The organism is Pseudomonas sp. C6002 (genome assembly GCF_013385805.1).
In the GTDB taxonomy this organism is placed as follows: domain Bacteria; phylum Pseudomonadota; class Gammaproteobacteria; order Pseudomonadales; family Pseudomonadaceae; genus Aquipseudomonas.
The window spans coordinates 281,112-307,159 of record NZ_JACAPH010000004.1 but is presented as its reverse complement, the minus strand read 5'-3'; the positions used below and the strand labels follow the sequence as shown (position 1 = coordinate 307,159).

Below are 26,048 nucleotides of genomic sequence, written 5' to 3'. Positions count from 1 at the left end.
GCATGAATCGGATGGCCGCATGACCGACAGTTTCGTCACCCAGTGCCCACACTGCCAAGCACGCTTTCGCGTCAACCACGCTCAATTGAGCGTGGCCCGTGGCGTGGTGCGCTGTGGGTCGTGCCTGCAAGTGTTCAATGCCGCTCGCCAACTGCTGGAGCAGCGCGCCAATGCGCCCGCGCCCCAGGCACCACCTGCGGCAGAGCCGCCGGCAGCCGTAGAACCGCCACCCCAAGCGCCGCGAGCCATCAGCCAGAAGCAATGGACCGCCGAAGAGCTGGACCTGGATAACCTGGACCTCGACGTAGAACTGGCCAAGCTGGAACGCCGCGAGATCCAGCACACCCAACCCGTGGGTGCCGACCGTCGCCAGCCCGGCGCCGATCGTCGGCAAAAGGAAGATGCCCTCAGCGCCAGCCGTGATACGGCCAAGGCCGAGGAAGAGCAATGGGCCTCCAGCCTGTTCAGCGAACCCCGGGATGAACGGGCCCAAGCCCCGCAAACGGTCGACGAGGAACCGCAACCGGCCAAGGCAAGCCCAGGCAAACCCAAGCGCACCGAACCGTCGATGTCGTTTGAAGCGGTCGAGCCGGACGACGAACCACCGCTGCACACAAGCACCACCGATGACGAACTCGACCCACCGGTAACCGCCGTAGCAGACGAGCCGGAACCCGAACAACCGGAACGCCCGCAGCCCAAACGCAAGCGCCCTCGCCCCGAGGCTGGCGCCCACGACGACCTGCTTTCGGACCTGCAAGACGACCCGCTGCACCTGTATTCACAGAAGCGTTCCTCCGGCTGGGGCCGCCGCCTGTTCTGGGGCTTGCTGGTGCTGCTGGCCGCCGCCGGCCTGGCGGGACAATACGTCGCCTACCAATTCGACGACCTGGCACGCCAGGACGCCTACCGCCCATGGTTCCAGGAACTGTGCCCGAAACTGGGCTGCACCGTGCCATCCCGGGTCGATATCGCCCACATCAAGAGCAGCAACCTGGTGGTGCGCAGCCACCCGGAGTTTGCCGGTGCCCTGGTGGTGGACGCGATCATCTATAACCGCGCGACATTCTCCCAACCGTTCCCGCTGCTGGAGCTACGCTTTGCCGACATGAACGGGAATATGATCGCCAGTCGTCGCTTCAAACCCGCCGAATACCTCAGCGGCGAGTTGGCAGGCGTGACCGAGATGCCCTCCCAGACGCCGATCCACATTGCCCTGGACATCCTCGACCCGGGCAACAAAGCGGTGAATTACAGCCTGAGCTTCCACTCCCCCGAGTGAAACGGCTGCCTGGCCGGTGCTTGACGGCAGATTATTGACTGCATCGCCTTTGACCAAACCTGCGGCGATAAGAAAATAACTGCTCAGATTTTATCCAATTCAGCCTTTATCCAGTCATCGAGAGCGGGTATCATGCCAACCCTTTTTCGAACTCTAATGATCCGGCCCCACAACAGGGAAGTCCTATGTCGGCGGTACGCATCGGCCCATACACATTGCACAACGGCTTGATCCTCGCCCCGATGGCGGGCGTCACCGACCAGCCCTTTCGTCAGCTTTGCAAGCGTTTGGGCGCAGGGCTTGTAGTCTCGGAAATGGTCACCAGCGACATGAGCCTGTGGAACACCCGCAAATCGCGGATGCGCATGATCCACGAAGGTGATCCCGAGCCCCGCTCGGTACAGATCGCCGGCGGTGATGCGCAGATGCTGGCGGATGCGGCCCGGGCCAACGTGGAGTTGGGGGCGCAGATTATTGATATCAACATGGGTTGCCCGGCCAAGAAGGTCTGCAACAAGGCCGCAGGTTCTGCCCTGTTGAAGGATGAGCAGTTGGTGAGCGAGATCCTGCATGCCGTTGTCGCTGCAGTGGATGTGCCGGTCACCCTGAAGATCCGCACCGGTTGGGACCGGGACAACAAGAATGGCCTGACGGTGGCGAAGATCGCCGAGCAGGCGGGCATTACAGCGCTGGCGGTGCATGGCCGCACCCGCGCCGACCTTTACACCGGTGAAGCCGAGTACGACACCATTGCCGCGATCAAGCAGGCGGTGTCGATTCCCGTCTTTGCCAACGGCGACATCGACTCAGCCGAGAAAGCCCGGCGCGTGCTGCACGCGACCGGCGCCGATGGCCTGTTGATTGGCCGGGCTGCCCAGGGGCGGCCGTGGATTTTTCGTGAGATCGAGCATTTTCTGCGTACCGGCGAAACCTTGCCGGCACCGGAGCTGATCGAGGTGGAACGTATTCTGCTAGAGCATCTGGCCGCCCTGCACGCCTTCTACGGAGACGTGATGGGAGTACGCATTGCTCGCAAGCATGTGGGCTGGTATCTCGCAACCTTGCCGGGCGCCAGGGAGTTTCGCGCCCACTTCAATCGTTTGGATGATACGGAAGCACAGTGCGCCAACGTTCGTGAGTTCTTCTCCGAGCGTTACAAGAGCCTGGTGACAGGGGACGGAGAAGGGGTGGCCGCATGACGATGATGACCGAGACTTTAGTGAGTGGAACAACACCCGTGAGCGACAACGTCAATTTGAAACAGCACCTCAACACGCCGAGCGAAGAAGGCCAGACCCTTCGCGGGAGTGTCGAGAAGGCGCTGCACAATTATTTCGCCCACCTTGAGGGCGCTGCCGTCACGGACGTGTACAACCTGGTGCTCTCCGAAGTCGAAGCGCCGTTGCTCGAAAGCGTGATGAACTACGTCAAGGGCAACCAGACCAAGGCCAGTGAGCTGCTCGGTCTGAACCGTGGCACGCTGCGCAAGAAACTCAAGCAGTACGATTTGCTGTAAGCATTCAATCAAACCAGAAAGGCGCCCGCGTAAAAACGGACGCCTTTTTTGCTGACTCCTTTGCTTTTGATGGAAATTGAAATGACCGACCAGACTACCCGCCTGCCGATCCGCCGTGCCTTGATCAGTGTCTCCGACAAGACCGGGATCCTCGAATTTGCCCGGGAGCTGGAAGCCCTGGGCGTGGAGATTCTCTCCACCGGCGGGACCTTCAAACTGCTGCAGGACAACGGCGTGGCCGCAGTGGAAGTGGCGGACTACACCGGTTTCGCAGAAATGATGGACGGTCGGGTCAAGACCCTGCACCCGAAAATCCACGGCGGGATCCTCGGTCGTCGCGGTATCGACGACGCCATCATGAGCGAGCACGGCATCAAACCGATCGACCTGGTGGCCGTTAACCTGTACCCGTTCGAAGCCACCATCAACAAGCCAGGCTGCGACCTGCCGACCGCCATCGAAAACATCGATATCGGCGGCCCGACCATGGTTCGCTCGGCAGCCAAGAACCACAAAGACGTGGCCATCGTGGTGAACGCCAGCGACTACGCCAACGTACTGGAAAGCCTGAAAGCCGGCGGCCTGACCTACGCCCAGCGCTTCGACCTGATGCTCAAGGCCTTCGAACACACCGCTGCCTACGACGGCATGATCGCCAACTACATGGGCACCGTGAACCAGGCCGCTGAAACCCTCAGCACAGAAGGTCGCAGCCAGTTCCCGCGCACCTTCAACAGCCAGTTCATCAAGGCCCAGGAAATGCGCTACGGCGAGAACCCGCACCAGAGCGCGGCGTTCTACGTTGAGGCCAAGCCTGCTGAAGTCGGCATCGCCACCGCGACCCAACTGCAAGGCAAAGAGCTGTCGTACAACAACGTGGCCGACACCGACGCCGCGCTGGAATGTGTGAAGAGCTTCGTAAAGCCAGCCTGCGTGATCGTCAAGCACGCCAACCCGTGCGGCGTGGCCGTGAGCCCGGACGCTGAAGGCGGTATCCGCCAGGCCTACGAACTGGCCTACGCCACCGACACCGAGTCGGCCTTCGGCGGCATCATCGCCTTCAACCGTGAGCTGGACGCCGAGACCGCCAAGGCGATCGTCGAGCGTCAGTTCGTTGAAGTGATCATCGCGCCATCCGTCAGTGAAGAGGCTCGCGCCATCGTTGCCGCCAAGGCCAATGTGCGCCTGCTGGCGTGCGGCGAGTGGTCGGCCGAGCGTGCCGCTGCCTGGGACTACAAGCGCGTCAACGGCGGCTTGCTGGTACAGAGCCGCGACATCGGCATGATCGGCAGCGCCGATCTGAAAGTGGTGACCAAGCGCGCCCCGACCGAACAGGAAATCAACGACCTGATCTTCGCCTGGAAAGTCGCCAAGTACGTTAAATCCAACGCCATCGTCTACGCCAAGAACCGCCAGACCATCGGTGTCGGCGCGGGCCAGATGAGCCGCGTGAATTCGGCACGCATCGCTGCGATCAAGGCAGAACATGCCGGCCTGCAGGTCGCCGGTTCGGTGATGGCGTCCGACGCATTCTTCCCGTTCCGTGATGGCCTGGACAACGCCGCGAAAGCCGGTGTTACCGCCGTGATCCAACCGGGCGGCTCGATGCGTGACGCAGAAGTGATTGCAGCGGCTGATGAAGCCGGCATTGCCATGGTCTTCACCGGCATGCGCCACTTCCGTCACTGATTGCTCGTTCCCACGCTCTGCGTGGGAATGCAGGCCGGGACGCTCCGCGTCCCAAAGCGTGACGCAGAGCGTCACAAGAGGCATTCCCACGCAGAGCGTGGGAACGGTCAGAATTCAGCGTCATCCGAGGTTTTTGAAATGAATGTTTTGATCATAGGCAGCGGTGGCCGTGAACACGCCCTGGCCTGGAAAGTTGCCCAGGACCCACGTGTCCAGAAAGTTTTCGTCGCCCCCGGCAACGCCGGTACCGCCATTGAAGCCAAGTGCGAAAACGTCGCCATCGACGTGTTGGCCCTTGAGCAACTGGCGGACTTTGCCGAGAAAAACGTTTCCCTGACCATCGTCGGCCCGGAAGTGCCCTTGGTAGCTGGCGTTGTGGACCTGTTCCGCAGCCGCGGCCTGGACTGCTTCGGCCCAACCGCCGGCGCTGCCCAGCTGGAAGGCTCGAAAGCCTTCACCAAGGATTTCCTGGCGCGCCACAAGATCCCGACCGCCGACTACCAGAACTTCACCGAGATCGAGCCGGCCCTGGCCTACCTGCGTGAAGTCGGTGCACCGATCGTGATCAAGGCCGACGGCCTGGCCGCCGGTAAAGGCGTGATCGTCGCAATGACCCTGGCTGAAGCCGAAGACGCCGTGCGCGACATGCTCGCCGGCAACGCTTTCGGTGAAGCCGGTTCGCGCGTAGTGATCGAGGAATTCCTCGACGGCGAAGAAGCCAGCTTCATCGTGATGGTCGACGGCAAGAACGTCTTGCCGATGGCCACCAGCCAGGACCACAAACGTGTGGGTGACGGCGACAGCGGCCCGAACACCGGCGGCATGGGTGCCTACTCCCCGGCGCCAGTGGTTACCGCCGAAGTGCACAAGCGCGTGATGGACCTGGTCATCTGGCCAACCGTGCGCGGCATGGCCGACGAAGGCAATGTGTACACCGGTTTCCTGTACGCCGGCTTGATGATCGACAAGGCCGGTAACCCGAAAGTCATCGAGTTCAACTGCCGCTTCGGCGACCCGGAAACCCAACCGGTGATGCTGCGCCTGCAATCGAGCCTGGTGCTGTTGGTTGAAGCTGCGCTGGCCCAGGCCCTGGACAAGGTCGAAGCCCAGTGGGACCCGCGCCCAAGCGTCGGCATCGTGCTGGCCGCCGGCGGCTACCCGGCCGACTACGCCAAGGGCGATGTGATTGAAGGTCTGGACGCGGCTGCTACGCTGGAAGGCAAGGTGTTCCACGCGGGCACCGCGCTCAAGGATGGCAAGGTCGTCACCGCCGGTGGTCGCGTACTGTGCGCAACCGCCATGGGCAGCAGCGTAGATGCCGCCCAGCAACAGGCTTACAAGCTGGCGGCGAAGATCGACTGGAAAGGCTGCTTCTACCGCACCGACATTGGCTACCGCGCCATTGCCCGTGAGCGTGGCGAAAGTCAGTAAACAGCTATCCGTTCGGTTAGGCAGGGGCCTCTGGCCCTTGCCCTACGCTTGTGGCCCCGCGCATAGTTATACCCATGCATCAACCTACGAAGGGATTTCGCCGTGCGCTGGCTCAGGATCGCCATAGGTTTCACTGTCAGTCTGCTGACCTTGCTCTGCTTGCTCCCGGCCCAGGCCGCCGCACAAGGCAGTGGCTGGGCAGTATTGCTTGATGAACAGGCCGATCTGCAACTGAGCGACATCCGCTCGCCCCGCTACATCAATCAATTCAGCCCCATCGAACTGGACCGGATTACCGCCGCGCAACCGGACGGTGCGTTGTGGGTACGCTTCAGGCTGCAACCCGGCAAACACGAGCAAGTGCTGCGGGTATTCGCCCCTGACCTGTCACACCTGAACCTGTATGTACTCGACGGCGACACCCTGGTGGAGCAGGAAGCTACCGGCACCCGCCAGCCCCAGGCCGAGCGCCCGCTGCCCAGCAGCGACTTCATGCTGCCGATGCCGCAAAGCCAGAAGCCGCTGGACGTGTACCTGCGCATGGTCTCGGAACACGAGCTGCGCCCCTACATCACCCTTGAGCCGGCCGTGCTGGCTGCGGCCAACCAGAACCAGACGCTGATCTACGGGCTGCTGTTCGGTTGCCTGGTGATGCTGATCCTGCACAACCTCACCCGCTACGCCTACCATCGCTCCCGCAGCAGCCTGTGGCTCGCCGCCTGCGAATTGCTGTTGCTGCTCAGCCTTGCGCTGCTGCTCAACGTGCTGGGCCCGTGGTTGCCGAACTGGCACGCGGTACAAACCCCCGGTGCCTACCTCGCCCTGCTGCTGACCGCGCCGTGCGGGCTGATGTTTGCCTACCGCTTCTTTGCGCCACTGGGCCCGCATCCGCTGAACAAGCTGTTGATGGCCGACATCCTGCTGATCGTCCTGACCGGCCTGTTGCTGCTGTTCGTCAACACCTTGCCCCTGAACATCATCACCTACGCCCTGGTGGCGCTGGCCGGCCTGAGCATGTTGTTCGTCTCGGCCTATCACTGGCAAAAGGGCTACCGCCCGGCGCGCCTGTTCATGCTGGCGATGGTGATCTTCAACATCGGCACGCTGATTATTCTCCCGGCCTTGCTGGGCCTGACGCTGGTGCCGCCACAAGGCTTGATCATCACCCTGCTCGGCTTTATCTGCCTCAGTGGCCTGTTGATGAGCCTGGCCCTGGGCGAACGCCAGCGCGCCATCACCGAAGACAACTTCAGCCTCAGCCGCGACCTGGCGGCCAGCAACGCCGAAATCGCCGCCAAGGCCGAATTCCTGGCGAAGATCAGCCACGAAATTCGCACGCCCATGAACGGCGTGCTGGGCATGACCGAGCTGCTGCTGGGCACCCCGCTTTCAGTCAAGCAACGCGACTACGTGCAAACCATCCACAGCGCCGGCAACGAACTGCTCACCCTGATCAACGAGATTCTCGACATCTCCAAGCTGGAATCCGGGCAGATCGAATTGGACGATGTGCAGTTCGACCTCAACGCGCTGATCGAAGACTGCCTGAGTATTTTCCGCGCCAAGGCCGAGCAGCAGAACGTCGAGCTGATCAGCTTTATCCAGCCCCAGGTACCCCGGGTGATCAGCGGCGACCCGACGCGGCTGCGCCAGGCACTGTTGAGCCTGCTGGAAAATGCCCTGCAAAAAACCGATGAAGGCGAAGTACTGATCGTCGTCGCACTGGACGAGCGCAGCAGCAAACCGCGCCTGCGCATTGCCGTGCAAGACAGCGGCCTGCCGATGGAACCCGCCGAGCGCGACGCCCTGCTGCACAGCGAGTTGCACAGCAAGAACTTCCTCTCTGCCACCCGCCTGAGCGGCCATCTGGGCCTGGTCATTGCCCGCCAGCTGATCCTGTTGATGAACGGCGAATTCGGCATCAAGAGTGGCAGCCAGCAAGGCAGCACCCTGTGGCTGACCTTGCCGCTGGACCCGGAACGCCTGGAGCACCCGACCTCCGACCTCGACGGCCCGCTCAAGGGCGCGCGCGTGCTGGTGGTGGACGACAACGACACCTGCCGCAAAGTGCTGGTGCAGCAATGCACGGCCTGGGGCCTGAACGTGAGTGCCGTGCCTTCGGGCAAGGAAGCCCTGGCGCTGCTGCGCACCAAGGCGCACCTGCGGGACTATTTCGACGTGGTGCTGCTGGACCAGAACATGCCCGGCATGACCGGCATGCAACTGGCGGCGAAGATCAAGGAAGACCCGAGCCTGAACCACGACATCCTGCTGATCATGCTCACCGGCATCAGCAATGCGCCGAGCAAGATCATCGCGCGCAACTGCGGGATCAAGCGCATCCTCGCCAAACCCGTGGCCGGCTATACCCTCAAGACCACCCTTGCCGATGAGTTGACCCAGCGCAGCAAGGGCTCCGTGCAACCACGCCAGCCGGCGATCAGCGCGCCGGCCCCGGTGACCGTGCCGAGTGACTTCCGGATCCTGGTGGCGGAGGACAACAGCATCTCCACCAAGGTGATTCGCGGCATGCTCGGCAAGCTCAACCTGCAGCCGGACACCGCCAGCAACGGCGAAGAAGCCCTGCAGGCAATGAAGGCCCAGCGCTACGACCTGGTGTTGATGGACTGTGAAATGCCGATCCTCGACGGCTTCTCCGCCACCCAGCAACTGCGCGCGTGGGAAGTCAGCAACCAGCGGATTCGTACGCCAATCGTGGCACTCACCGCGCACATTCTTTCGGAACATAAAGAGCGTGCACGCCAGGCCGGGATGGACGGGCACATGGCCAAGCCGGTGGAGTTGTCGCAATTGCGCGAGCTGGTGGAGTACTGGGTGGCACAGCGCCAACAGCGCCCTGAGCACGCTCCCACCTGACCCATGCATGACGCAGATCAAAATGTGGGAGCGGCGGTGTGACGATTCGACTTGCTCGCGAAAGCGGTGTGTCAGTCAAACATGTATTGGCTGACACACCGCTTTCGCGAGCAAGTCGAATCGTCGCACCGCCGCTCCCACATTGGATTGTTGTCGCTTCACAGATAGCGCTCTGCCACAGGCCTGATAAACTCCCGCTCGCCCTCCTTCGCTGCGAGCTCCCACCATGCTCCACGTGCTATTCAGCGTTTACCTGAAGATGCTGGTGCTCTACAGCCCCTTCTTCGTGCTCTCCTGCTTTATCAGCCTGACTCGCGGTTACTCCAGCAAGGAGCGGCGGCGCCTGGCCTGGAAAGTGGCCCTCGCCACCCTGGTATCGAGCGTGTTGCTCTACCTGTTCGGCCGGGTGATTTTCAGTGTGTTCGGCATCACCGTCGACGCCTTCCGCATCGGCGCAGGCAGTGTGCTGTTCATCTCGGCCCTGGGCATGGCCCAGGGCAAGTCAGCGGTGCAGACCGACAACGTGCAGCAGGACGTGACCATCGTGCCGCTGACCATTCCCCTGACCGTCGGCCCCGGCACCATCGGTGCGCTGCTGGTGATGGGCGTCAGCCAGCCGCACTGGGACGACAAGATCACCGCGATCCTCAGTATCGCCCTGGCCAGCCTGACGGTGGGCGTGGTGCTGTACCTGTCCAACCGTATCGAACGCATCCTCGGCGACCAGGGCTTGCAGATTGTCAGCCGGTTGATGGGGCTGTTCGTGTGCGCCCTGGCCGCACAAATCATCTTCACCGGTGTACGCGGTTACCTGGTGCCGTAGATCAAATCCTGTAGTTGGCGATAGCCAGGCGGACCTTGTCCCCTGCGCTGTCCCGCAGCAGTTGAATCGTGTCTTCGTTGACCACCGAGCTGTTCAGCACCAGGCACGTGCGGCCACTGAAGGCCTCGACGGATGCACTGTCCCACTCCAGAAACGGTATGCCCAGTTGCTTGCTGACGCCGTGGGAGCTGTACGTCACCAGCACCATCGAAACTTCCCCGGCGATTTCCGAGCAGGACGCCAAGCCGAAATCGCCACCGTCACGCGTGGTGGTATTTCGCTTGAATAACTCAAATGAGGCCGGGAGCTGCTTCAAGGCTTCAACCGCCTCCGCCACCCGTTTGGGCAATACACTGATCAGCGGCCCCGACAGAAACGTCGAGGCCACGGTGGCCGCCATCAGGTTCAGCGCCGCCAGCTGTACCGACAGCCCCTTGCGAGAGGTGTACACCCGCTCGAAACTGCTCCTGACCGGCATCCAGCCGAGGCTGCTCATGACCTTGATGAATTCGTTGTACCAGGCCTCTGTGCCCCGGGCGACCCGCAGCACATCGCTGACGTAGCTGCTCGCCAGCAAATAGCTTTTGCGGGTGTACTCCTTGTTGAGGCTGGTCATGCCTTGCACAAACGACATGACGCTGTTGTTCACCACCGCCGCGTCCAGCTCATCATCCGCCTCGGGCTTCACCGGCGCGCTCAACCCCGACGCCAGGCCGGGCGCGCCCGGAAGCCGGTAAGCGGCAATCAGCTTCCTCCTTTTTGCGCTGTTGATCCGTTTGTTGTTTCGCTCCATAGCCATTTCTCCATAACCCCCAACATGGGGCTCAACGCCAACACTAGTCGACTTGCCGGGGATTTTGAGCTGCTGGAAATTGACCACGGGACGCGCCACGACCCGCAGGAAAAATCACTGCAGGCGGCGCAGCTGAGTAAACGCTGGGGATGAGGCGGCGGCACACAAAAGCGCCGTGCTTTTCTTCAAGCCGTAGAGAAAGGTATGACTTGAGCCGATGCAAAAAAACCTCGGCAAGCAGACCTTTCCGGCATCAATGACTGACGTTTCAAGGCGGCCCCATGGCGGGGCCGCCGTTGTTTTCAGGAGGCGGGTTTCTCGCCGTACCAACGTGGCGTGTAGACCCACTCGCCACCACCTGCCCGCGCAAAGACGCAGGTGGTGGACGAACCGATCAGCACCATGGTGCGCATGTCCACCTGCTCCGGCGTCAGTTGCCCCAGGGTGGTGACTCGCAGGGTCTGGCCCGGGCGACCGATGTCACGGCCCAATACCACCGGTGTTTCAGGCGTGCGGTGCTGCGCGACGATTTCCAGGGCGCGTCCCAACTGCCAGGGCCGCGCACGGGAAATCGGGTTATAGAACGCCAGCGCCAGGTCGGCCTGGGACGCCAGGTCCAGGCGCTTCTCGATGATCGACCAGGGTTTGAGGTTGTCCGACAGTGACATCACACAGAAGTCATGCCCCAGCGGTGCACCTGCCTGGGCCGCCGTGGCGAGGGATGCCGACACGCCCGGCAAAATCTCCAGGTCGACCTGATGCCAGGCCGGGTCGCCGGACTCGTGCAAGGCTTCGATCACCGCAGCGGCCATGGCAAATACACCGGGGTCACCCGAAGACACCACCACCACCGAACGCCCCTGCGCCGCCAGCTCAAAGGCATGACGCGCGCGCTGCATCTCTTCGCGATTGTCGGTGCAATGCTGGATCTGGTCCGCGCGGAACGGCCCGGCCATGCGCACATAGGTTTCGTAACCCAGCACGTCGGTGCAGCGGGCCAGCTCGGCTTTTACTGCCGGGACCATCAGTTCGGCAGCGCCGGGGCCCAGACCGATCACCGCGAGGCGGCCACGGGGACGACCGATCAGGGACGGGTCCAGAGGAGCCTCGGCCACCGTGATCGCGATGTCCGCCTGAGGCGCCAGATCGGCGAAGCGCAATGGCACGCCCAGCTCCAACGCCGCTTCGTGCAATGACGAATCGGCCATCTCCGTTTCAGCCGCCAGCAGGCAAGCCAGGGACTGCACGGCGAGCCCGGCATCCTGCAACGCCGCACGAATTCGCCCGGCCAGTTGCGGCCCCGGCTGGCAGGTAACCAGCACCGTCTTCGGATAAATCAGCAACTCATTGGCCGCAGGTGTGCGCTCGGCACTGCCGACGTGAATCGCCAGGCGCGCCTGTTGATCCTGGGGCAAGTTGGCCTGATCCAGCCACGGCGCCGCGCCTTCAATGCGTACTGATTCGCCAGCCAGCAAATCCGAGACAAAGCGTTTGCCCAGTTCCAGATCCCCCAGCTGATAACCATGGGGCGGGTTAAGCAGGCAGGTACCAAAACGCAGCTCGCCACTGGTGGTGATCGCGGCGGCAACGTCCAGGGCAGCGGCGATTTCCCGCGCCATCACGTTTACACCACCGAGGCCACCGAGCAACGGCACCACCGCGCTGCCGTCTTCGGCAACCGCCAGCACAGCAGGCTCGACGCCCTTCTCCAGCAGCAGCGGCGCCAGGGTGCGGATCACAATCCCGGCGGCGCACAGCGCGATGATCGGCGTGCCCTGTTGATACAACTGGCGCACGCTGGCGCCGAATTCGTTATAGGCCTGATCTGCGCCCTCGACCCGCCCGGCCAGGCCGTGGATCAGTGCGTCGGGATACACCTGCTGGATAGCGCGGGCCGTGGCGAGGCTGCCCTGCCCCAGGATGACAATCGCGGGAGCCGTCATCAGCCTTGCCACCTTTCACCGGGAACGATGATCAACGAGAAATACGGCGAGGACGTCGGATCGACCTGATCCAGGGCGACGATTTTCTGATTGGCCATGGTCGCGCGCTCGACGTACAACGCCCGGCTCGCCAATCCCAATTCTTCCAGTACCTGACGCACCTTGGTGAAGTTGCGCCCCAGCTTCATGATCACCGCCGCGTCGGCATCCGCCAGGCGACGCTTGAGTTCGTCATGGGGCAGCACGCCGGAAAGCACCGACAGGCTCTGGTTGCGATACACCAACGGTGCGCCCAGTACAGAGGCGCCACCGAGCATCGAGCACACACCCGGGATCACCTGGGCTTCGTAGCGCTCGGCCAGGCGGTCGTGCAAATACATGTAGGAGCCGTAGAAGAACGGGTCGCCTTCACAGATCACCGCCACATCGCGCCCCGCGTCCAGGTGTGCCGCAACGTCGACACTGGCGGTGTCGTAGAAATCGCTGATCACTTGCTCGTAGGACAGCGGCGCCGGCAACACTTCAGTGGTGACCGGGTACACCAGCGGCATCAGGGTTTGCTGGGGCACCAAATGGTCTTCGATGATGCCGAAAGCGTTGCCCTTCTTGCCCTTGGCCACGAAGTACGCCACCACCGGCGATTCGCGCAGCAGGCGCAGAGCTTTGAGGGTAATCAGTTCCGGATCGCCGGGGCCTACGCCCAGGCCGATCAAACGTCCGCGTGCCGGCATTATTCGACCTCCGTGGCCAAGGCGTTGACCGCGGCGGCGGCCATCGCACTGCCGCCCAGGCGGCCCTGCATGATCACGAACGGTACGCCGCGGCTGTCTGCCGCCAGCATCGCCTTGGATTCGGCGGCGCCGACAAAACCCACCGGGAACCCGAGGATCAGTGCAGGTTTTGGCGCGCCGGCGTCGAGCATTTCCAGCAGGTAAAACAGAGCTGTCGGCGCATTGCCGATCACCACCACACTGCCTTCCAGGTGCGGGCGCCACAGCTCCAGGGCGGCGGCGGAACGGGTGTTGCCCAGCTCGCGGGCCAACTCCGGCACGCTGTCGTCGCGCAGGGTGCAGATCACCTGATTGTTGGCCGGCAGGCGCGTACGGGTCACGCCTTCGGAGACCATCCGCGCATCACACAGGATCGGCGCGCCAGCGGCCAGGGCTTCGCGCCCGGCCTTGCCGGCACCTTCGGAAAATTGCAGGCCGTCGATGGCGTCGACCATGCCGCAGGCATGAATCACCCGCACCGCGAGTTTTTCCAGGTCGGCAGGGATGCGATCAAGCCGGGCTTCTGCGCGAATGATCGCGAAGGAGTTGCGATAGATCTCCTGACCGTCGCGGATGTAATCAATCATCGGTGTTGCTCCGTGGGTGAGCGCGCAACAAGGCGCCCGCCGCTTCAATAGAAAGAGTGCGCGCGTGCAGGCGGCCGAAACCGGGCAGGCCTGCGTCGCGAAAATAGAGGTCGTAGTGGCCGGGACTTACCGCCAGCAGGGTGACCGGCGCGGTGTGTGCGGCCGCGCAGGAACGCGGGCAGCCGGACAGGTGCACGCTGTGGCCGGGCGCAAGCGCGGCCAGTTGCACGGCGTCGGCCTTGGTGTCGGACAGGCCTTTGGCGCAACCGCCGGCGCCGGTGCAGGCGATCATCCGTGCGAGGGGTTGGTCCACCGAACACAAAAAGCCAAGCTGTTCGAGGCGTTCGGTGACAGCCGCCGCATCCTGGATATTGGGCAGCAGCAGGCCTTGCCATGGCGTGACACGCAAGGTGGCGTCGCCATGGTCGACGGCCAGTTGCGCAGCGCCCCTGAGCATCGCCGAATCCAGGCGGCCCAAGGGTGCGACGGCGGCGACGTAGACCTGGTTTTTTTGGCGCTGTGGATAACTTCCCAGGTGCAGCGGCGCGGAGTTGGAGTGCCTTGAAAAGCCATCAACCGGCTGCAATGGCATATTCAGCTGCCGCAAAAAGTTATCCACAGCGGTTTCAGCCAGCAGATGGCGCATACGGGTCTGATCAGGCCGGGCCAGTTCAAGGAACCGTTCCAGCACCGCCACCACCAGTGCATGCCCTTGCGCCAAAGGTACCGCCGCCAAGGGCGCTTCCCGCGCCGGGCAGCCTGCCAGGCCGAATGCCAACAGCGTGTTGCCATTGGCATCGAAGGCTGACAGCCACAGGTCGTGATGATGCTCGAGCATGGCCAGGGCTTCACCGCCGTCCAGTTGCACGGCGAACTTGGCCGACAGCTCATGGAAACGCGGGTGGGTTTCCAGGGTGGTGAGGATCTGGTCGGCCAACGGTCGGGTATCGAACAGCATCTCGCGGTCAATGCCGGCACTGGGGCTGAGCATCAGGTTGCGCACATCATCACCGGCGGCACGCTTGGGGCCCAGGTCGGCGGCCAGCAAGGCGGCGATCAATGCATCCTGTTCGGCGCCGATCCCGCGAATCTGCAGGTTGGCGCGGTTGGTCGCCTCGATCACCCCGCCGGCATGGGCCTGGGCGGCGTCGGCCACGGCAAACGCCTGCTCGGCACGGATCGAACCGCCCGCCAGTTTGATGCGGCAAATCCCGCCATCCAACGCCTGGACAATACGCAGCAACCCCGGACAGGCCGAGGGGCGCAAGGTATTGGACAGTGGTGTTGGTTTCACGGGGCTACCGGTTCACGGGTAAAGGCGCGGTATTATGCCTGCTTTGTCCGGCGGTATGAAAAGCCTGCCCGTCGGATGTCGTTCAAGGAATTCATATGTCGCCCTGGCTGACAGTAGTAGGCATCGGTGAAGACGGCTTCAAGGGCCTGGGCAGAAACGCCCGGCACGCCCTGTTGCGCGCCTCGCGCATTATTGGCGGGCAACGCCAGCTGGACTTGTTGCCGGTGTGCATCCGTGGCGAACGCCAGGTGTGGCCCAGCCCGTTTTCCCTGGAGCCGGTGCTGGCCAGGCGTGGTGAAGCGGTGTGCGTGCTGGCCAGCGGCGACCCGATGTTCTATGGCGTGGGTGCGAGCCTGGCGCGGCAGGTGCCGGCCGATGAGCTGCTGATTCTGCCGGCGCCCTCTTCCGTGTCCCTGGCGGCGGCGCGTCTGGGCTGGCCGTTGCAAGAGGTAGTGACGCTGTCGGTGGTTGCCCGGCCGATGGCGGCGCTGAATGCGCATCTGGCCAGCGGCGTGCGTTTGCTGGTGCTGAGCAATGACGGCCAGAGCCCGGCGGCGATTGCCACACAATTGGCCGAGCGCGGGTTTGGCGCAAGTCGCCTGAGTGTGTTTGAACACCTCGGCGGGCCGGATGAGCGGCGCATCGACGGCATCGCCCGGGATTGGCCTGGCGAACCGATTGCCGCGTTGAATCTGCTGGCCATCGACTGCGTGGCCGACGCCAACACAGCGCGCCTGTCACGCCTGGCAGGGCTGCCGGACTCGGCCTTCAGGCACGACGGCCAACTGACCAAGCGCGACGTGCGCGCCATGACCCTCGCCCGCCTCGCGCCGATGCCCGGCGAACTGCTGTGGGACGTGGGCGCGGGCAGCGGCTCCATCGGGATCGAATGGATGCGCGCCCACCCCAGCTGCCGCGCCCTGGCCATCGAGGCCGATGAAGGCCGGCAACTGTTGATCGAACATAACCGTGATGCACTCGGCGTCCCCGGCCTGCAGTTGATTCGCGGCACCGCGCCCCACGCACTCGCTGGCCTGGAAGCGCCCGACGCCATCTTCATCGGCGGCGGCGTAACCCGCGACGGCGTGCTCGACACTTGCTGGCAACACCTGCGCCCGGGCGGCCGGCTGGTGGCCAACGCCGTGACCCTGCAAAGTGAAATGACCCTGATGGCCTGGCGCGAACAACACGGCGGCGAGCTGACCCGCATTCATGTGGCCCAGGCCCAGCCACTGGGGGGCTTTGATACCTGGCGCCAGGCGCTGCCGATCACCCTGCTGGAAGTGATCAAGCCGCTATGAAACGCATCCTGCTGTTGGGCGGCGTGACGGAAGCCCTGGCCATCGCCCGCACACTGGGGCCCGAACATATCTACAGCCTGGCGGGTGTTGGCCGCGTTCCCACCGACCTTACGTGCCAGGTGCGCGTCGGTGGCTATGGCGGCGCGGAAGGTTTGGCGCAGTTCATTCGCGATGAAGGTATCGAGCTGGTGCTGGACGCGACCCATCCGTATGCCGCACAGATCAGCGCCAACGCCGCCCATGCCGCAGGTTTATGCGGCATTCCCTGCTGGGCCCTGCGCCGCCCGGCGTGGCAGCCACAGGCGGGTGATGACTGGCGCGAAGTCGGTGACTGGGCGGAGTTGATTGAAGCTCTGAAACCCTTCAAGCGACCACTGTTCACGCTGGGCCGTGAACCGTTACAACACCTCGACGAAATCCCCGCCGAGCAGTTCTGGACACTGCGCGCACTGGATGTGTACCCCGGCAATGAACGCTGCGAAGTGATCGGCGCCCGTGGGCCGTTTTTGATCGAGGATGAGCGGGCATTGTTTGAGCGACGGCAGATTGATGTGCTGATCAGCAAGAACAGCGGCAGCACGGCTACCGAGCCGAAGCTGGAAGTGGCACGGGAGCGGGGGGTGCCGGTGTTGGTGTTGAGGCGGCCGGTGTTGGCGCAGGTGGATAGGGCATTCACGACAGTCAACTCGGTACTGGAAGCATTCCAGTCTGTATGACGCAACACGAAACAAAGGTGGGAGCTGGCTTGCCTGCGATGCAAACGACACGGTCATTCAGATACACCGCGGCGATGCTATCGCAGGCAAGCCAGCTCCCACACTAACCTGCGTCGCGCTGTTAGCTCCGCGCGGCAGCCGTCTGTCCGGCTGCATCGTGCACCCGATCAGCCAGTAACTCCGCCAGCTCGATCAACTGAGCGACGCCCAACAACTCCTCTCGCTTCGATCCTTCCAGGCTAAACGCCAAGTCGCAACTCAGCGCGTTGGCCGAGGCGAGTGTTTCAATGAGGTTGACCAACAGGTCTTCGGTGCTGATTCCGTCGGCTACGGTGAACAGCCGAAAAGGGGAATTGGGGGTAGGTTTAATCATTGTGAAGCTCCGGAGAAGTACAAAGGAGCTACCACTGATCGCCGCGATGCGATGGGGGTGGTAGCTGAACGCGGGTTCGCGGACCGGCTCTCCAGAACACCGGCATACCCGAAGGTATCCCGCGCACAGCCACCATAGCGCCGCACAGTAGACGATAAAAAAGCGCCAACTGAAAGGACACGATGACGCTTTTGCGTCTGAAGAAATCCGGGCCGCGACGCCCGACCACTGAGTTTGCAGTGGTGTTCGGAGACTAGAGATTGAGTTTCCTAGAGACAACCGCCAATCACTGTCGGAAATTTCTGTGGAGGGCCTCCACATTCGAATCGAACACAATCCAAACTGTGGGAGCTGGCTTGCCTGCGATAGCATCACCTCGTTCCAGCAGGAAGACCGAGTCGCCTGTATCGCAAGGTGCAATGACCTCGTAGGAAAGCGCCTCAATCATCGACATCCTTTTGACAACCTCGCTTTAAAAACTGATTCGCCTTACACCCCCCTCCGAACCAGCCGGCTGGTTCAGCCAAAAGCCCTCGCCCTAAGCTCCCCTCCCGCAGTTTTGCACCAGAGTCTGCGATGGGGATGCACTGCTTTTGCGGAGCATCGTGACTTGTCATTCTGTATCCCAAGGAATACGATCCAAGATGATTCACTTCAAGAAATCCAAGCATTTCCTGGAGTGGCTTGATTCGTTAAACAATAAACCGGCCCGTGCACGCGTACTGGCAAGGTTGAATAACGCACAATCAGGCAACTTCGGAGACTGTGAGACAGTAGGAAATGGCGTTTCGGAAATGCGCATCCACTACGGTCCTGGATACCGGGTTTATTTCACTCGTAGAGAGGAGGTGGTTTACCTGTTGTTGATAGGCGGCGATAAATCAACGCAGAAACGCGATATCCAGCGCGCTAAGCAAATTGCAGCAGACTTTGAAAAAAAGGAGTAAGCCATGACTGAATTTACAGACTTCGACATAGCGGAACACCTCAAGACTCCTGAAGATATGGCCGAGTATCTTGAAGCGTGCTTCGAGGAGGATGCCGGTGACGGACTGCTTATTCGTTCAGCCCTCAACAACATCGCCCGCGCCCAAGGCATGACTCAAGTAGCCCGCGACGCAGGCCTCGGACGCGAAAGTTTATATAAAGCCCTCTCCAGCACTGGCAATCCCGAGTTCGCGACTATCATGAAGGTCATGAAAGCGCTCGGCCTGAAGCTGCACGCCACAGCTGGTTGATAGCACTGCGACACCAAACCACACCGCCCCTTTTTACTTATCCTCCCCGATCAGGCTAAATACCCACCTGATCGCTTAACCCTACGGATTGTCCGCCATGGCCCGTCAACGCTTTGCAATTGCCTGGATAGCCTGCCTTGCAGTGCTGTTCAACGCCTTTGCCATGCCGCTGGCGGGTGCGATGCAGCAGGCGGATGACCCGGTCAAGCAACTGCTGTGGGGCAGTTTCTGCTCCTCCAATGCCAACAAGCTCACGGCCATTGCCTTGGGCAAGCTGGAGATTCCGGCGCCGCAGCAGGACGATCACTCCACCATGCAGCATTGCTGGTGCTGCTCGGGCTCGGCGCCATTAGTGGCGTTGCCGGGGCATTCACCAACACTGTATTTCGCACGATTCGACGCGGTGCAAGACCTGCCGCCGCCGTCATTGCAATCCCCCACCCCGCGCCAGCAATGGCCGAGCCTTAACCCCCGCGCCTCTCCAACGGTCTGATTTCTTCGCAAGTGAACTGCGTTTAGAACCGTTCTGGAGAACTGCCATGCTCAAATCTTCCCTGCTTCTGGCTGCGTTGTTGCTGCCGGTGTGTGCTGCTGCCAATGCCGAAGACTTCAAGGTCGGCGAACTGGTGGTCAGCGAACCCTGGTCCCAGGAACTGCCGCCCAATGCGCCGACCGTCGCGGCGTATTTCGTGATTCATAACCAGGGCGAGCATGCGGATCGCTTGCTCAGCGTCGACACGCCCGTGGCCGCCAAGGCCGAACTGCATGAGCATGTGATGCAGGGCGATCTGATGAAGATGCAGCAGGTGACCAGCGTCGCGGTGCCGGCCAAAGGTGACCTGGCGTTCGCGCCCATGGCCTACCACGTGATGCTGCTGGACCTGAAGGACCGCAGCGTTTTGCGCGACGGCCAGCATTTTCCGCTGACCCTGAACTTTGAAAAGGCCGGGCCAGTGAAGGTGGAAGTGTCAGTGCAGAAGCAGCCGCCCATGGCCGGCCACGAACACATGCACGCCCAATAGATAAACCTTGATGGGCGCCCCACGCGCCAGGTTGTCCCCGCACCGCCGTAAGCCTGTAGGCCTTATGCGCGGCAGCTGGATCAGCCTGTTCGCCATGCTGATGATCTTTATCGGTCCGCTGATTTCCCAAGCGATGCCGATGGATCATCACGCCGGCATGTCGATGGAAATGTCCATGGACGCGCCGAGCTGCCATGGCGACACCAAGCCTGCGACCGATCACCACAAAGCACCCGACGAACACCACGTGCTCTGGGAAAAGTGCGGCTATTGCAGCCTGCTCTTCAGTTGCCCGGCGCTGCCTGGCAGCGTGTCGTTTGTCACCCTCGGCAGCCCGCCGCCCGCCAACGCCCTGACCCCCGCCCCACGCCTGGGCCATGCCCGGCAAACCGTGTTCCCCGGCGCCCGCAGCCGCGCCCCGCCCATCATCGCGTAAGCACTTCACACCGTTACTTCACCCCGGCCGACTTTAGACAGACAGCCGCAGGCTGCTGGCCGTGTTGTTTACGAATGAATGATGGAATTTTTCATGTCCAGGTTTTCTGCTGACACCCGTTTGGGATGTACTCCCATTTTCGCCGTTCTGTGTGGCGCGCTGCTGGTTCCTCAGGTCCACGCCGACGAGCCTGCCGACCAGAACGAACTGAGCCCGACGGTGATCACCGCCATTGCCCCCAGCTCACCACTGACCGTCGTCACCAACCCGAAAGACCCGCGCCAACCGGTGCCCGCCAGCGATGGCGGCGACTACCTCAAGACCATCCCCGGCTTCGCCCTGGTGCGCAACGGCGGCACCAACGGCGACCCGGTGCTGCGGGGCATGTTCGGCTCACGCCTGAACATCCTCACCAACGGCAGCATGATGCTCGGCGCCTGCCCCGGCCGGATGGATGCGCCCACCTCCTATATTTCACCGGAAACCTACGACAAGCTCACCGTGATCAAAGGCCCGCAAACCGTGCTCTGGGGCCCGGGCGCTTCAGCCGGCACGGTCCTGTTCGAGCGCGAGCCCGAGCAATTCGGCGAGCTGGGCACGCGGGTCAACGCCAGCATCCTGGCGGGCTCCAACGGGCGTTTCGACAAAGTCGTCGACGCAGCAGCCGGCGGGCCGCTGGGTTATGTGCGGGTGATCGGCAACCAGGCCCACGCCGATGACTACAAGGACGGCAACAACGACACCGTCGCCTCGCGCTACGACAAGTGGAACGGCGACGTGGCCGTGGGCTGGACCCCGGACGCCGACACCCTGCTGGAACTCACCGCCGGCCGTGGCGATGGCGAAGCCCGCTACGCCGGGCGTGGCATGGACGGTTCGCAGTTTTTGCGCGAGAGCCTCGGATTGCGCGTCGAGAAATCGAACATCGGCGAGGTGCTGGATAAGGTCGAAGCGCAGGTCTACTACAACTACGCCGACCACGTGATGGACAACTACACCCTGCGCGTCCCGTCGGGCACCGGGATGATGGCCGGTCCCATGGCGGCCAACGTCGACCGCCGCACCCTCGGCGCCCGTATCAAGGCCACCTGGCGCTGGGCCGATGTGCAGTTGATCAGCGGCATTGATGCACAAACCAACGAACACCGCGAACGCAGCGCCATGGGCGTCGACACCTACAAGGACCTGCCCCGCAGCAAGGACGCCAACTTCCACAACTACGGGGTGTTCGGCGAACTGACCTGGTACGCCGCCGACCGCGACCGCCTGATCACCGGCGCCCGCGTCGACCGCGCCTCGGCCAAGGATTTCCGGCAAACCATCAGCTCCGGGATGATGAGCAGCCCCAACCCCACCGCCGGTAAAACCCGCGCCGATACGCTGCCGTCGGGCTTTGTGCGCTACGAGCACGATCTGGCGGACAGCCCTGCCACCCTGTACGCAGGGCTTGGGCATTCGGAGCGTTTCCCTGATTACTGGGAGCTGTTTTCTCCCGACACCGGGTCGGTCGGTTCCGTGAATGCCTTCGACGGTGTGAAGCCTGAAAAAACCACCCAGCTGGATTTTGGCCTGCAATACAAATCCGCCGATCTCGACGCCTGGGCCTCGGGCTACGTCGGCCAGGTGCGTGATTTCATCCTGTTCGACTACCAGCCGGGAATGATGGGCACCACCTCCCAGGCGCGCAATGTGGACGCGCGAATCATGGGCGGTGAATTGGGCGCAGCCTACAAGCTGACCGCCAACTGGAAGGCCGATGCCACCTTCGCCTACGCCTGGGGCAAGAACACCAGCGACGGCAAACCGCTGCCGCAGATCCCACCGCTGGATGCGCGCTTCGGGCTCACCTACAGCCAGGACGACTGGAGCGCCGGTGCCTTGTGGCGGGTGGTCGCGGCGCAAAACCGCATCGACCAGAACAAGGGCAACGTGGTGGGCAAGGACTTCGACAAGAGCTCGGGGTTTGGCGTGTTCTCGCTGAACGCGGCGTATCGCATCAACAAGAATTTCAAGGTCAGCACCGGCGTCGACAACCTGTTCGGCAAGGCGTACGCCGAGCACTTGAACCTGGCCGGCAACGCCGGGTTCGGCTACCCGGCCAATGACCCGCAAGCCATCAAGGAACCGGGGCGCACGCTCTGGACCAAGGTGGACATGAGCTTCTAAGCGCATCACAGGCAAGCCCGCTCCCACAGTTGCAATGCATTCCCTGTGGGAGCGGGCTTGCCCGCGATGGCGTCCTCGATAACACAAAAAATCCAAGCCTTTGCGGAGCACCCTGATGAACCCACCGAAGATTTCCTTCTACAACCTGGCCTGGCGCTGGCATTTCTACGCCGGGCTGTTTGTCGCGCCGTTCATGGTGCTGCTGGCCCTGACCGGCATCATCTATCTGTTCAAACCCCAACTCGACCCGCTGATGTACGGCAACCTGCTGACCGTGCAAAGCGCCGAACACGCGCTGAGTGCCGACGAGCAACTGCAACGTGCCCAGGCTGCCTATCCACAAGGCAAGATCAGCAAGTACCTGCCACCTGCCGACGCCACCAGCAGCGCGCAATTCGTGATGCACAACGACGGGCGGGAAGTGACTGTATTCGTCGACCCGTATCGCGGCACCGTGCTCGGCGAACAGGATGCCAAGTACAACCTGCAAGCCATCGCCCGCGCGCTGCATGGCGAGTTGATGATCGGCACCGTCGGTGATCGCCTGGTGGAACTGGCCGCCGGCTGGGGCGTGATGCTGGTGATTTCGGGCGTGTATCTGTGGTGGCCGCGAGGCAAGTCGGCGGCGGGCATTCTGTGGCCGCGGCTGGGCAGTCGCGGTCGCTTGTTCTGGCGCGATCTGCACGCGGTAGCCGGTTTCTGGGGCGCGGCGTTCCTGCTGGTGATGCTCCTCAGCGGCATGACCTGGACCGGCTTCTGGGGCAAGCAATACGCCGAGCTGTGGAATAAATTCCCGGCGGCCATGTGGAACAACGTGCCGCAGTCCGACCAGCAGGCCCGCAGCCTCAACACCGCGAGCCAACAGACCGTGCCGTGGGCCATGGAAAACACGCCGATGCCGATGTCTGGCGAGCATGCCGAGCACATGAAGCACGCCGGCATGAGCCAGGGCCCGGCAGCCCCGAGTATCCGCCTGCAGCAGGTGGTCGACCTCGCCAACTCACGCAAGGTCGAACCCGGCTACAGCATCACCTTCCCCACCACTGCCGAAGGCGTGTTCACCCTCGCGGTGTTCGCCAACGACCCGCGCAATGACGCCACCCTGCATGTGGACCAATACTCCGGCAAGGTCCTGGCCGATGTGCGCTGGGAGCACTACAACAGCGTGGCGCGGGTTACCGAATCGGGCGTGATGCTGCACGAAGGCAAGATGTTTGGCGTGGTCAATCAGATCATCGTGCTGCTGATTTGCCTGATGATCCTGCTCAGCGCCGTCAGCGGTGTGGTGATCTGGTGGAAGCGTCGGCCACAGGGCAGCCTGGGGGTTCCACCGTTGCGCCATGACCTGCCGAAATGGAAAACCGCGATGGTGATCATGCTCGGGCTGGCGATTGTCTTTCCGCTGGTGGGCGCCTCGCTGATCGTGGTCTGGGCACTGGATCGCCTGGTGCTTTCACGGTGGTTTGGCCAACGTGAATCTGCCTCAGGTTCAGCGTGAAACAGACGAGATGCCCTACCTAGAGGCGTTATGTAGTCTTACGCGGGCTTTCGCCCACGCCGCACAAAGTGTTATGTTGTAACACTTAATGTGTTCTCCCACTCGCCGCGCCCTGCGGCGAGTACCGTCTCGAAGAAGCGATTTATCGTCCGATGAACAAGTACCTTGCGTCCGGCCTGTGCCTGCTCGCCCTGCAAAACACTGCCCAGGCCCTGACGCTTCCCGCCAGTGCCGTCTCCGCCCCCGCCGTCGACGACGAGCGCGTCGACCTGAACACCCCGACCACGGCAGGTTCACGCCTGAACCTCACGGCCCTGCAAACCCCGGGCAGCGTTGAGAGCCAGACCGGCGAGCAGATTCGCGCACGGGGCGATGCCACGGTGCAGGACGCGATTTCCCGGGCCACCGGCATCAGCCGCACCGGCACGCCGGGCGACGGTGGTACCTCGTTGTCGGCACGCGGGTTCACCGGCCAGAGCTCGGTGCTGCAGTTGTACGACGGCGCGCGCATGTTCGATGGCGCGGGCACTTCCACCTTCCCGGTGGACACCTGGTCCGTTGAGCGGGTGGACGTACTGCGCGGCCCGGCCTCGGTGATGTACGGCCAGGGCGCCACCGGCGCGGTGATCAACACCATCGCGAAGAAACCCTTCGAGGGCGAGATCGAAAACCATATCCGCCTGGGCTACGGTTCTTATGACCGCCAGCAGCAAGCCCTCGACAGCGGCGGCTCGCTGACCGACACCCTGAGCTATCGCCTGAACATCAACCGCCTGCGCAGCAACGGTTTCATCGACCGCGGCGAGTCCGGCAGCGACTTCGTCAGCGGTGCCCTGCGCTGGCAGGCGGCGGATAACCTGAGCTTCACCCTGGCCTCCGACTACGGCGACCAGACCCCGCAAAACGACTACGGCACACCGCTGATCAACGGCCAGTTGCACAAGGGCCTGCGGGACAAGAACTACAACGTCAGCAACGATATCCAGCACTACAACGACCAGTGGACGCGCCTGACCAGCGAGTGGCAGATCAACGACAACGTCACCGCCACCAACGAACTGTCCTACCTGAAAAACCAGCGGCGCTGGCAGAACGCCGAGAGCTACAACTACGTCGACGGCGGCCTGGTGCGCCAGAGCTACCTGGGCATCAAGCACAACCAGGAACAGGTGGGCGACCGCCAGACCTTCACTTTCAAGCACACGCTGTTCGGCCTCGACAGCCAGACGGTGACGGGGGTGGAGTACAACCGCATTCGCTTCCGCCTGGCCAGCAACTCGCCGTTCGATGACCTGACGAACGCCGGCCAACCGGTGGACATCAACCACCCGGTACCGCAGCCGTTTGAAAGCGCCAGCCCCTTCATTCCGCAGTCCGTCAGCACCACCAAACAGCTGGCTGCGTTCGCCGAAAACCGCCTGCAACTGAACGATAAACTGTCGCTGATCACCGGCGTGCGCCGCGATTACCTGCACATCGACAGTGACTCCCTGGTGGATGGCAGCGACGCCAACAAGACCTTTACCGGCAACAACTGGAAAGCCGGCCTGGTCTACGCGATCACCCCGGACACCTCGGTCTACGGCCAGTACGCCACCAGCACTGACGGCGTTGGCAGCCTGATCACCCTGAGCCCGAGCCAGCAGCAGTTCGGCCTGTCCACCGCCAAGCAAACCGAGATCGGCCTCAAGCAGGCGTTCTGGGATTCCCGTGGTGAATGGACCCTGGCGGCCTACCACATCGTCAAAAAGAAACTGTTGGTGAGCGTTCCAGGCACCACCCTCAAGGAACAAGTCGGCCAGCAATCCTCCAACGGCCTGGAAGCCAGCCTCGACCTGCAACTGCCCGATGCCTGGCAACTGCAAGCCAACGCTGCGATCGTGCGGGCGCAGTACGACGACTTCTCCGAAGTGGTCAACGGCCAGTCCGTGTCCCGCGACGGTAACCGCCCCACCGACGTGCCGCGTCGCACCGCCAACCTGTGGCTGAGCAAGGCCATCACTGACGACGTGCGTGCCGGTGCGGGTGTGCGTTATGTAGACTCGCGTTTCGCCAACACCGCCAACACCAGCGAAGTGCCGAGCTACACCGTGGTCGACGCCAGCGTTTCATGGAAAGCCATGCGCAACACGACATTGGGCCTGCAATTGAATAACCTGTTCGACCGCACTTACGCCGTCAGCCAATACAACGACGGCCAGCAATGGATCCTGGGCGAGCCGCGCTCGTTCTTCGTGACGGCGGACTACACCTTCTAACTGAACGCAACACTGTCCAAATGTGGGAGCGGGCT

At 62.7% G+C, this 26,048-nt stretch carries 23 protein-coding genes; 17 read left to right on the top strand and 6 right to left on the bottom strand.

From position 1 onward, the window contains the following. Positions 1 to 19: 19 nt before the first annotated feature. The 7 genes from HX817_RS02510 to HX817_RS02480 all read left to right on the top strand — a co-directional run bounded on the left by HX817_RS02510 (position 20) and on the right by HX817_RS02480 (position 9,618). On the top strand, positions 20 to 1,282 hold the full coding sequence (locus tag HX817_RS02510) for a DUF3426 domain-containing protein (RefSeq protein WP_177039728.1): 1,263 nt from the start codon (positions 20 to 22) through the stop codon (positions 1,280 to 1,282). 185 nt (positions 1,283 to 1,467) lie between these two features. After that, positions 1,468 to 2,481, top strand: a complete 1,014-nt coding sequence (gene dusB, locus HX817_RS02505) for a tRNA dihydrouridine synthase DusB (protein WP_003217321.1) — start codon at positions 1,468 to 1,470, stop codon at positions 2,479 to 2,481. After that, positions 2,478 to 2,798, top strand: a complete 321-nt coding sequence (gene fis / locus HX817_RS02500; RefSeq protein ID WP_003186237.1) for a DNA-binding transcriptional regulator Fis — start codon at positions 2,478 to 2,480, stop codon at positions 2,796 to 2,798. Before dusB ends, fis begins: the two co-directional genes overlap by 4 nt. 81 nt (positions 2,799 to 2,879) lie before the next feature. Next, positions 2,880 to 4,487 (top strand): bifunctional phosphoribosylaminoimidazolecarboxamide formyltransferase/IMP cyclohydrolase, encoded by a 1,608-nt coding sequence (gene purH / locus HX817_RS02495; RefSeq protein WP_008439025.1) that lies wholly within the window; start codon positions 2,880 to 2,882, stop codon positions 4,485 to 4,487. A gap of 138 nt (positions 4,488 to 4,625) precedes the next feature. Next, positions 4,626 to 5,918, top strand: coding sequence for a phosphoribosylamine--glycine ligase (purD, locus tag HX817_RS02490; protein ID WP_003217326.1), 1,293 nt, complete (start codon positions 4,626 to 4,628; stop codon positions 5,916 to 5,918). Positions 5,919 to 6,020: 102 nt separating this feature from the next. Further along, complete coding sequence (locus tag HX817_RS02485; RefSeq protein WP_003217328.1) at positions 6,021 to 8,795, top strand: hybrid sensor histidine kinase/response regulator; 2,775 nt, start codon at positions 6,021 to 6,023, stop codon at positions 8,793 to 8,795. 226 nt (positions 8,796 to 9,021) lie between these two features. Next, positions 9,022 to 9,618: a MarC family protein gene (locus HX817_RS02480; protein WP_003217330.1), complete on the top strand. Its 597-nt coding sequence runs from the start codon at positions 9,022 to 9,024 to the stop codon at positions 9,616 to 9,618. Between the two features lies 1 nt (position 9,619). On the opposite strand, the gene HX817_RS02475 is transcribed toward HX817_RS02480, so the two are convergent. The 5 genes from HX817_RS02475 to cobG form a co-directional block, all read right to left on the bottom strand. After that, positions 9,620 to 10,411, bottom strand: coding sequence for a hypothetical protein (locus tag HX817_RS02475; protein ID WP_102606174.1), 792 nt, complete (start codon positions 10,409 to 10,411; stop codon positions 9,620 to 9,622). 302 nt (positions 10,412 to 10,713) lie between these two features. Next, entirely contained in the window at positions 10,714 to 12,354 is a 1,641-nt protein-coding gene (cobJ, locus tag HX817_RS02470) for a precorrin-3B C(17)-methyltransferase (protein WP_177036410.1), read from the bottom strand. Further along, a complete protein-coding gene (locus tag HX817_RS02465; protein WP_003217336.1) occupies positions 12,354 to 13,085 on the bottom strand; it encodes a precorrin-2 C(20)-methyltransferase in 732 nt (243 codons plus the stop codon). The genes cobJ and HX817_RS02465 overlap by 1 nt, the downstream gene beginning before the upstream one ends. Next, positions 13,085 to 13,711 (bottom strand): precorrin-8X methylmutase, encoded by a 627-nt coding sequence (locus tag HX817_RS02460; RefSeq protein ID WP_003217338.1) that lies wholly within the window; start codon positions 13,709 to 13,711, stop codon positions 13,085 to 13,087. Before HX817_RS02460 ends, HX817_RS02465 begins: the two co-directional genes overlap by 1 nt. Beyond that, positions 13,704 to 14,990, bottom strand: a complete 1,287-nt coding sequence (cobG, locus tag HX817_RS02455) for a precorrin-3B synthase (protein WP_305729168.1) — start codon at positions 14,988 to 14,990, stop codon at positions 13,704 to 13,706. The genes HX817_RS02460 and cobG overlap by 8 nt, the downstream gene beginning before the upstream one ends. A gap of 110 nt (positions 14,991 to 15,100) precedes the next feature. On the opposite strand from cobG, the gene cbiE reads away from it, so the two are divergent. Together cbiE and HX817_RS02445 are read left to right on the top strand one after the other, a co-directional pair. Beyond that, positions 15,101 to 16,306 carry a precorrin-6y C5,15-methyltransferase (decarboxylating) subunit CbiE gene (gene cbiE, locus HX817_RS02450; RefSeq protein ID WP_177039726.1) on the top strand — a complete coding sequence of 402 codons (1,206 nt, stop codon included), beginning with the start codon at positions 15,101 to 15,103 and terminating at the stop codon, positions 16,304 to 16,306. Beyond that, positions 16,303 to 17,022, top strand: coding sequence for a cobalt-precorrin-6A reductase (locus HX817_RS02445; RefSeq protein ID WP_177039725.1), 720 nt, complete (start codon positions 16,303 to 16,305; stop codon positions 17,020 to 17,022). Before cbiE ends, HX817_RS02445 begins: the two co-directional genes overlap by 4 nt. 121 nt (positions 17,023 to 17,143) lie before the next feature. Here the strand turns inward: HX817_RS02445 and HX817_RS02440 are convergent, their stop codons facing one another. Further along, positions 17,144 to 17,395 carry a DUF6124 family protein gene (locus tag HX817_RS02440; RefSeq protein ID WP_177039724.1) on the bottom strand — a complete coding sequence of 84 codons (252 nt, stop codon included), beginning with the start codon at positions 17,393 to 17,395 and terminating at the stop codon, positions 17,144 to 17,146. 644 nt (positions 17,396 to 18,039) lie between these two features. On the opposite strand from HX817_RS02440, the gene HX817_RS02430 reads away from it, so the two are divergent. The 8 genes from HX817_RS02430 to HX817_RS02395 all read left to right on the top strand — a co-directional run bounded on the left by HX817_RS02430 (position 18,040) and on the right by HX817_RS02395 (position 26,013). Continuing rightward, the gene (locus HX817_RS02430) at positions 18,040 to 18,342 is read left to right on the top strand and encodes a type II toxin-antitoxin system RelE/ParE family toxin (protein ID WP_008439032.1); all 303 of its coding nucleotides are present in this window, start codon (positions 18,040 to 18,042) and stop codon (positions 18,340 to 18,342) included. Between the two features lie 3 nt (positions 18,343 to 18,345). Beyond that, complete coding sequence (locus HX817_RS02425) at positions 18,346 to 18,633, top strand: addiction module antidote protein (RefSeq protein WP_008439033.1); 288 nt, start codon at positions 18,346 to 18,348, stop codon at positions 18,631 to 18,633. 97 nt (positions 18,634 to 18,730) lie between these two features. Then, on the top strand, positions 18,731 to 19,126 hold the full coding sequence (locus HX817_RS02420; RefSeq protein WP_008439034.1) for a DUF2946 domain-containing protein: 396 nt from the start codon (positions 18,731 to 18,733) through the stop codon (positions 19,124 to 19,126). A gap of 46 nt (positions 19,127 to 19,172) precedes the next feature. Next, a complete protein-coding gene (locus HX817_RS02415; RefSeq protein ID WP_177020779.1) occupies positions 19,173 to 19,655 on the top strand; it encodes a copper chaperone PCu(A)C in 483 nt (160 codons plus the stop codon). 64 nt (positions 19,656 to 19,719) lie between these two features. Further along, positions 19,720 to 20,091, top strand: a complete 372-nt coding sequence (locus HX817_RS02410; RefSeq protein WP_177039723.1) for a DUF2946 domain-containing protein — start codon at positions 19,720 to 19,722, stop codon at positions 20,089 to 20,091. Positions 20,092 to 20,184: 93 nt separating this feature from the next. Then, complete coding sequence (locus tag HX817_RS02405) at positions 20,185 to 22,257, top strand: TonB-dependent copper receptor (RefSeq protein WP_177039722.1); 2,073 nt, start codon at positions 20,185 to 20,187, stop codon at positions 22,255 to 22,257. 115 nt (positions 22,258 to 22,372) lie between these two features. After that, positions 22,373 to 23,755, top strand: coding sequence for a PepSY domain-containing protein (locus tag HX817_RS02400; protein WP_177039721.1), 1,383 nt, complete (start codon positions 22,373 to 22,375; stop codon positions 23,753 to 23,755). Between the two features lie 152 nt (positions 23,756 to 23,907). Continuing rightward, positions 23,908 to 26,013, top strand: a complete 2,106-nt coding sequence (locus HX817_RS02395) for a TonB-dependent siderophore receptor (RefSeq protein ID WP_177039720.1) — start codon at positions 23,908 to 23,910, stop codon at positions 26,011 to 26,013. Positions 26,014 to 26,048: the final 35 nt, after the last annotated feature.

Coding starts and splice junctions, on each gene's coding strand:
- HX817_RS02400 (WP_177039721.1), top strand. CDS start 22,373: ATGAACCCACCGAAGATTTCCTTCTACAACCTGGCCTGGCGCTGGCAT.
- purH (WP_008439025.1), top strand. CDS start 2,880: ATGACCGACCAGACTACCCGCCTGCCGATCCGCCGTGCCTTGATCAGT.
- cobJ (WP_177036410.1), bottom strand. CDS start 12,354: ATGACGGCTCCCGCGATTGTCATCCTGGGGCAGGGCAGCCTCGCCACG.
- dusB (WP_003217321.1), top strand. CDS start 1,468: ATGTCGGCGGTACGCATCGGCCCATACACATTGCACAACGGCTTGATC.
- HX817_RS02465 (WP_003217336.1), bottom strand. CDS start 13,085: ATGCCGGCACGCGGACGTTTGATCGGCCTGGGCGTAGGCCCCGGCGAT.
- HX817_RS02510 (WP_177039728.1), top strand. CDS start 20: ATGACCGACAGTTTCGTCACCCAGTGCCCACACTGCCAAGCACGCTTT.
- HX817_RS02410 (WP_177039723.1), top strand. CDS start 19,720: ATGCGCGGCAGCTGGATCAGCCTGTTCGCCATGCTGATGATCTTTATC.
- HX817_RS02405 (WP_177039722.1), top strand. CDS start 20,185: ATGTCCAGGTTTTCTGCTGACACCCGTTTGGGATGTACTCCCATTTTC.
- purD (WP_003217326.1), top strand. CDS start 4,626: ATGAATGTTTTGATCATAGGCAGCGGTGGCCGTGAACACGCCCTGGCC.
- HX817_RS02480 (WP_003217330.1), top strand. CDS start 9,022: ATGCTCCACGTGCTATTCAGCGTTTACCTGAAGATGCTGGTGCTCTAC.
- HX817_RS02445 (WP_177039725.1), top strand. CDS start 16,303: ATGAAACGCATCCTGCTGTTGGGCGGCGTGACGGAAGCCCTGGCCATC.
- cbiE (WP_177039726.1), top strand. CDS start 15,101: ATGTCGCCCTGGCTGACAGTAGTAGGCATCGGTGAAGACGGCTTCAAG.
- HX817_RS02395 (WP_177039720.1), top strand. CDS start 23,908: ATGAACAAGTACCTTGCGTCCGGCCTGTGCCTGCTCGCCCTGCAAAAC.
- fis (WP_003186237.1), top strand. CDS start 2,478: ATGACGATGATGACCGAGACTTTAGTGAGTGGAACAACACCCGTGAGC.
- HX817_RS02415 (WP_177020779.1), top strand. CDS start 19,173: ATGCTCAAATCTTCCCTGCTTCTGGCTGCGTTGTTGCTGCCGGTGTGT.
- HX817_RS02475 (WP_102606174.1), bottom strand. CDS start 10,411: ATGGAGCGAAACAACAAACGGATCAACAGCGCAAAAAGGAGGAAGCTG.
- HX817_RS02430 (WP_008439032.1), top strand. CDS start 18,040: ATGATTCACTTCAAGAAATCCAAGCATTTCCTGGAGTGGCTTGATTCG.
- HX817_RS02425 (WP_008439033.1), top strand. CDS start 18,346: ATGACTGAATTTACAGACTTCGACATAGCGGAACACCTCAAGACTCCT.
- HX817_RS02440 (WP_177039724.1), bottom strand. CDS start 17,395: ATGATTAAACCTACCCCCAATTCCCCTTTTCGGCTGTTCACCGTAGCC.
- HX817_RS02420 (WP_008439034.1), top strand. CDS start 18,731: ATGGCCCGTCAACGCTTTGCAATTGCCTGGATAGCCTGCCTTGCAGTG.
- HX817_RS02460 (WP_003217338.1), bottom strand. CDS start 13,711: ATGATTGATTACATCCGCGACGGTCAGGAGATCTATCGCAACTCCTTC.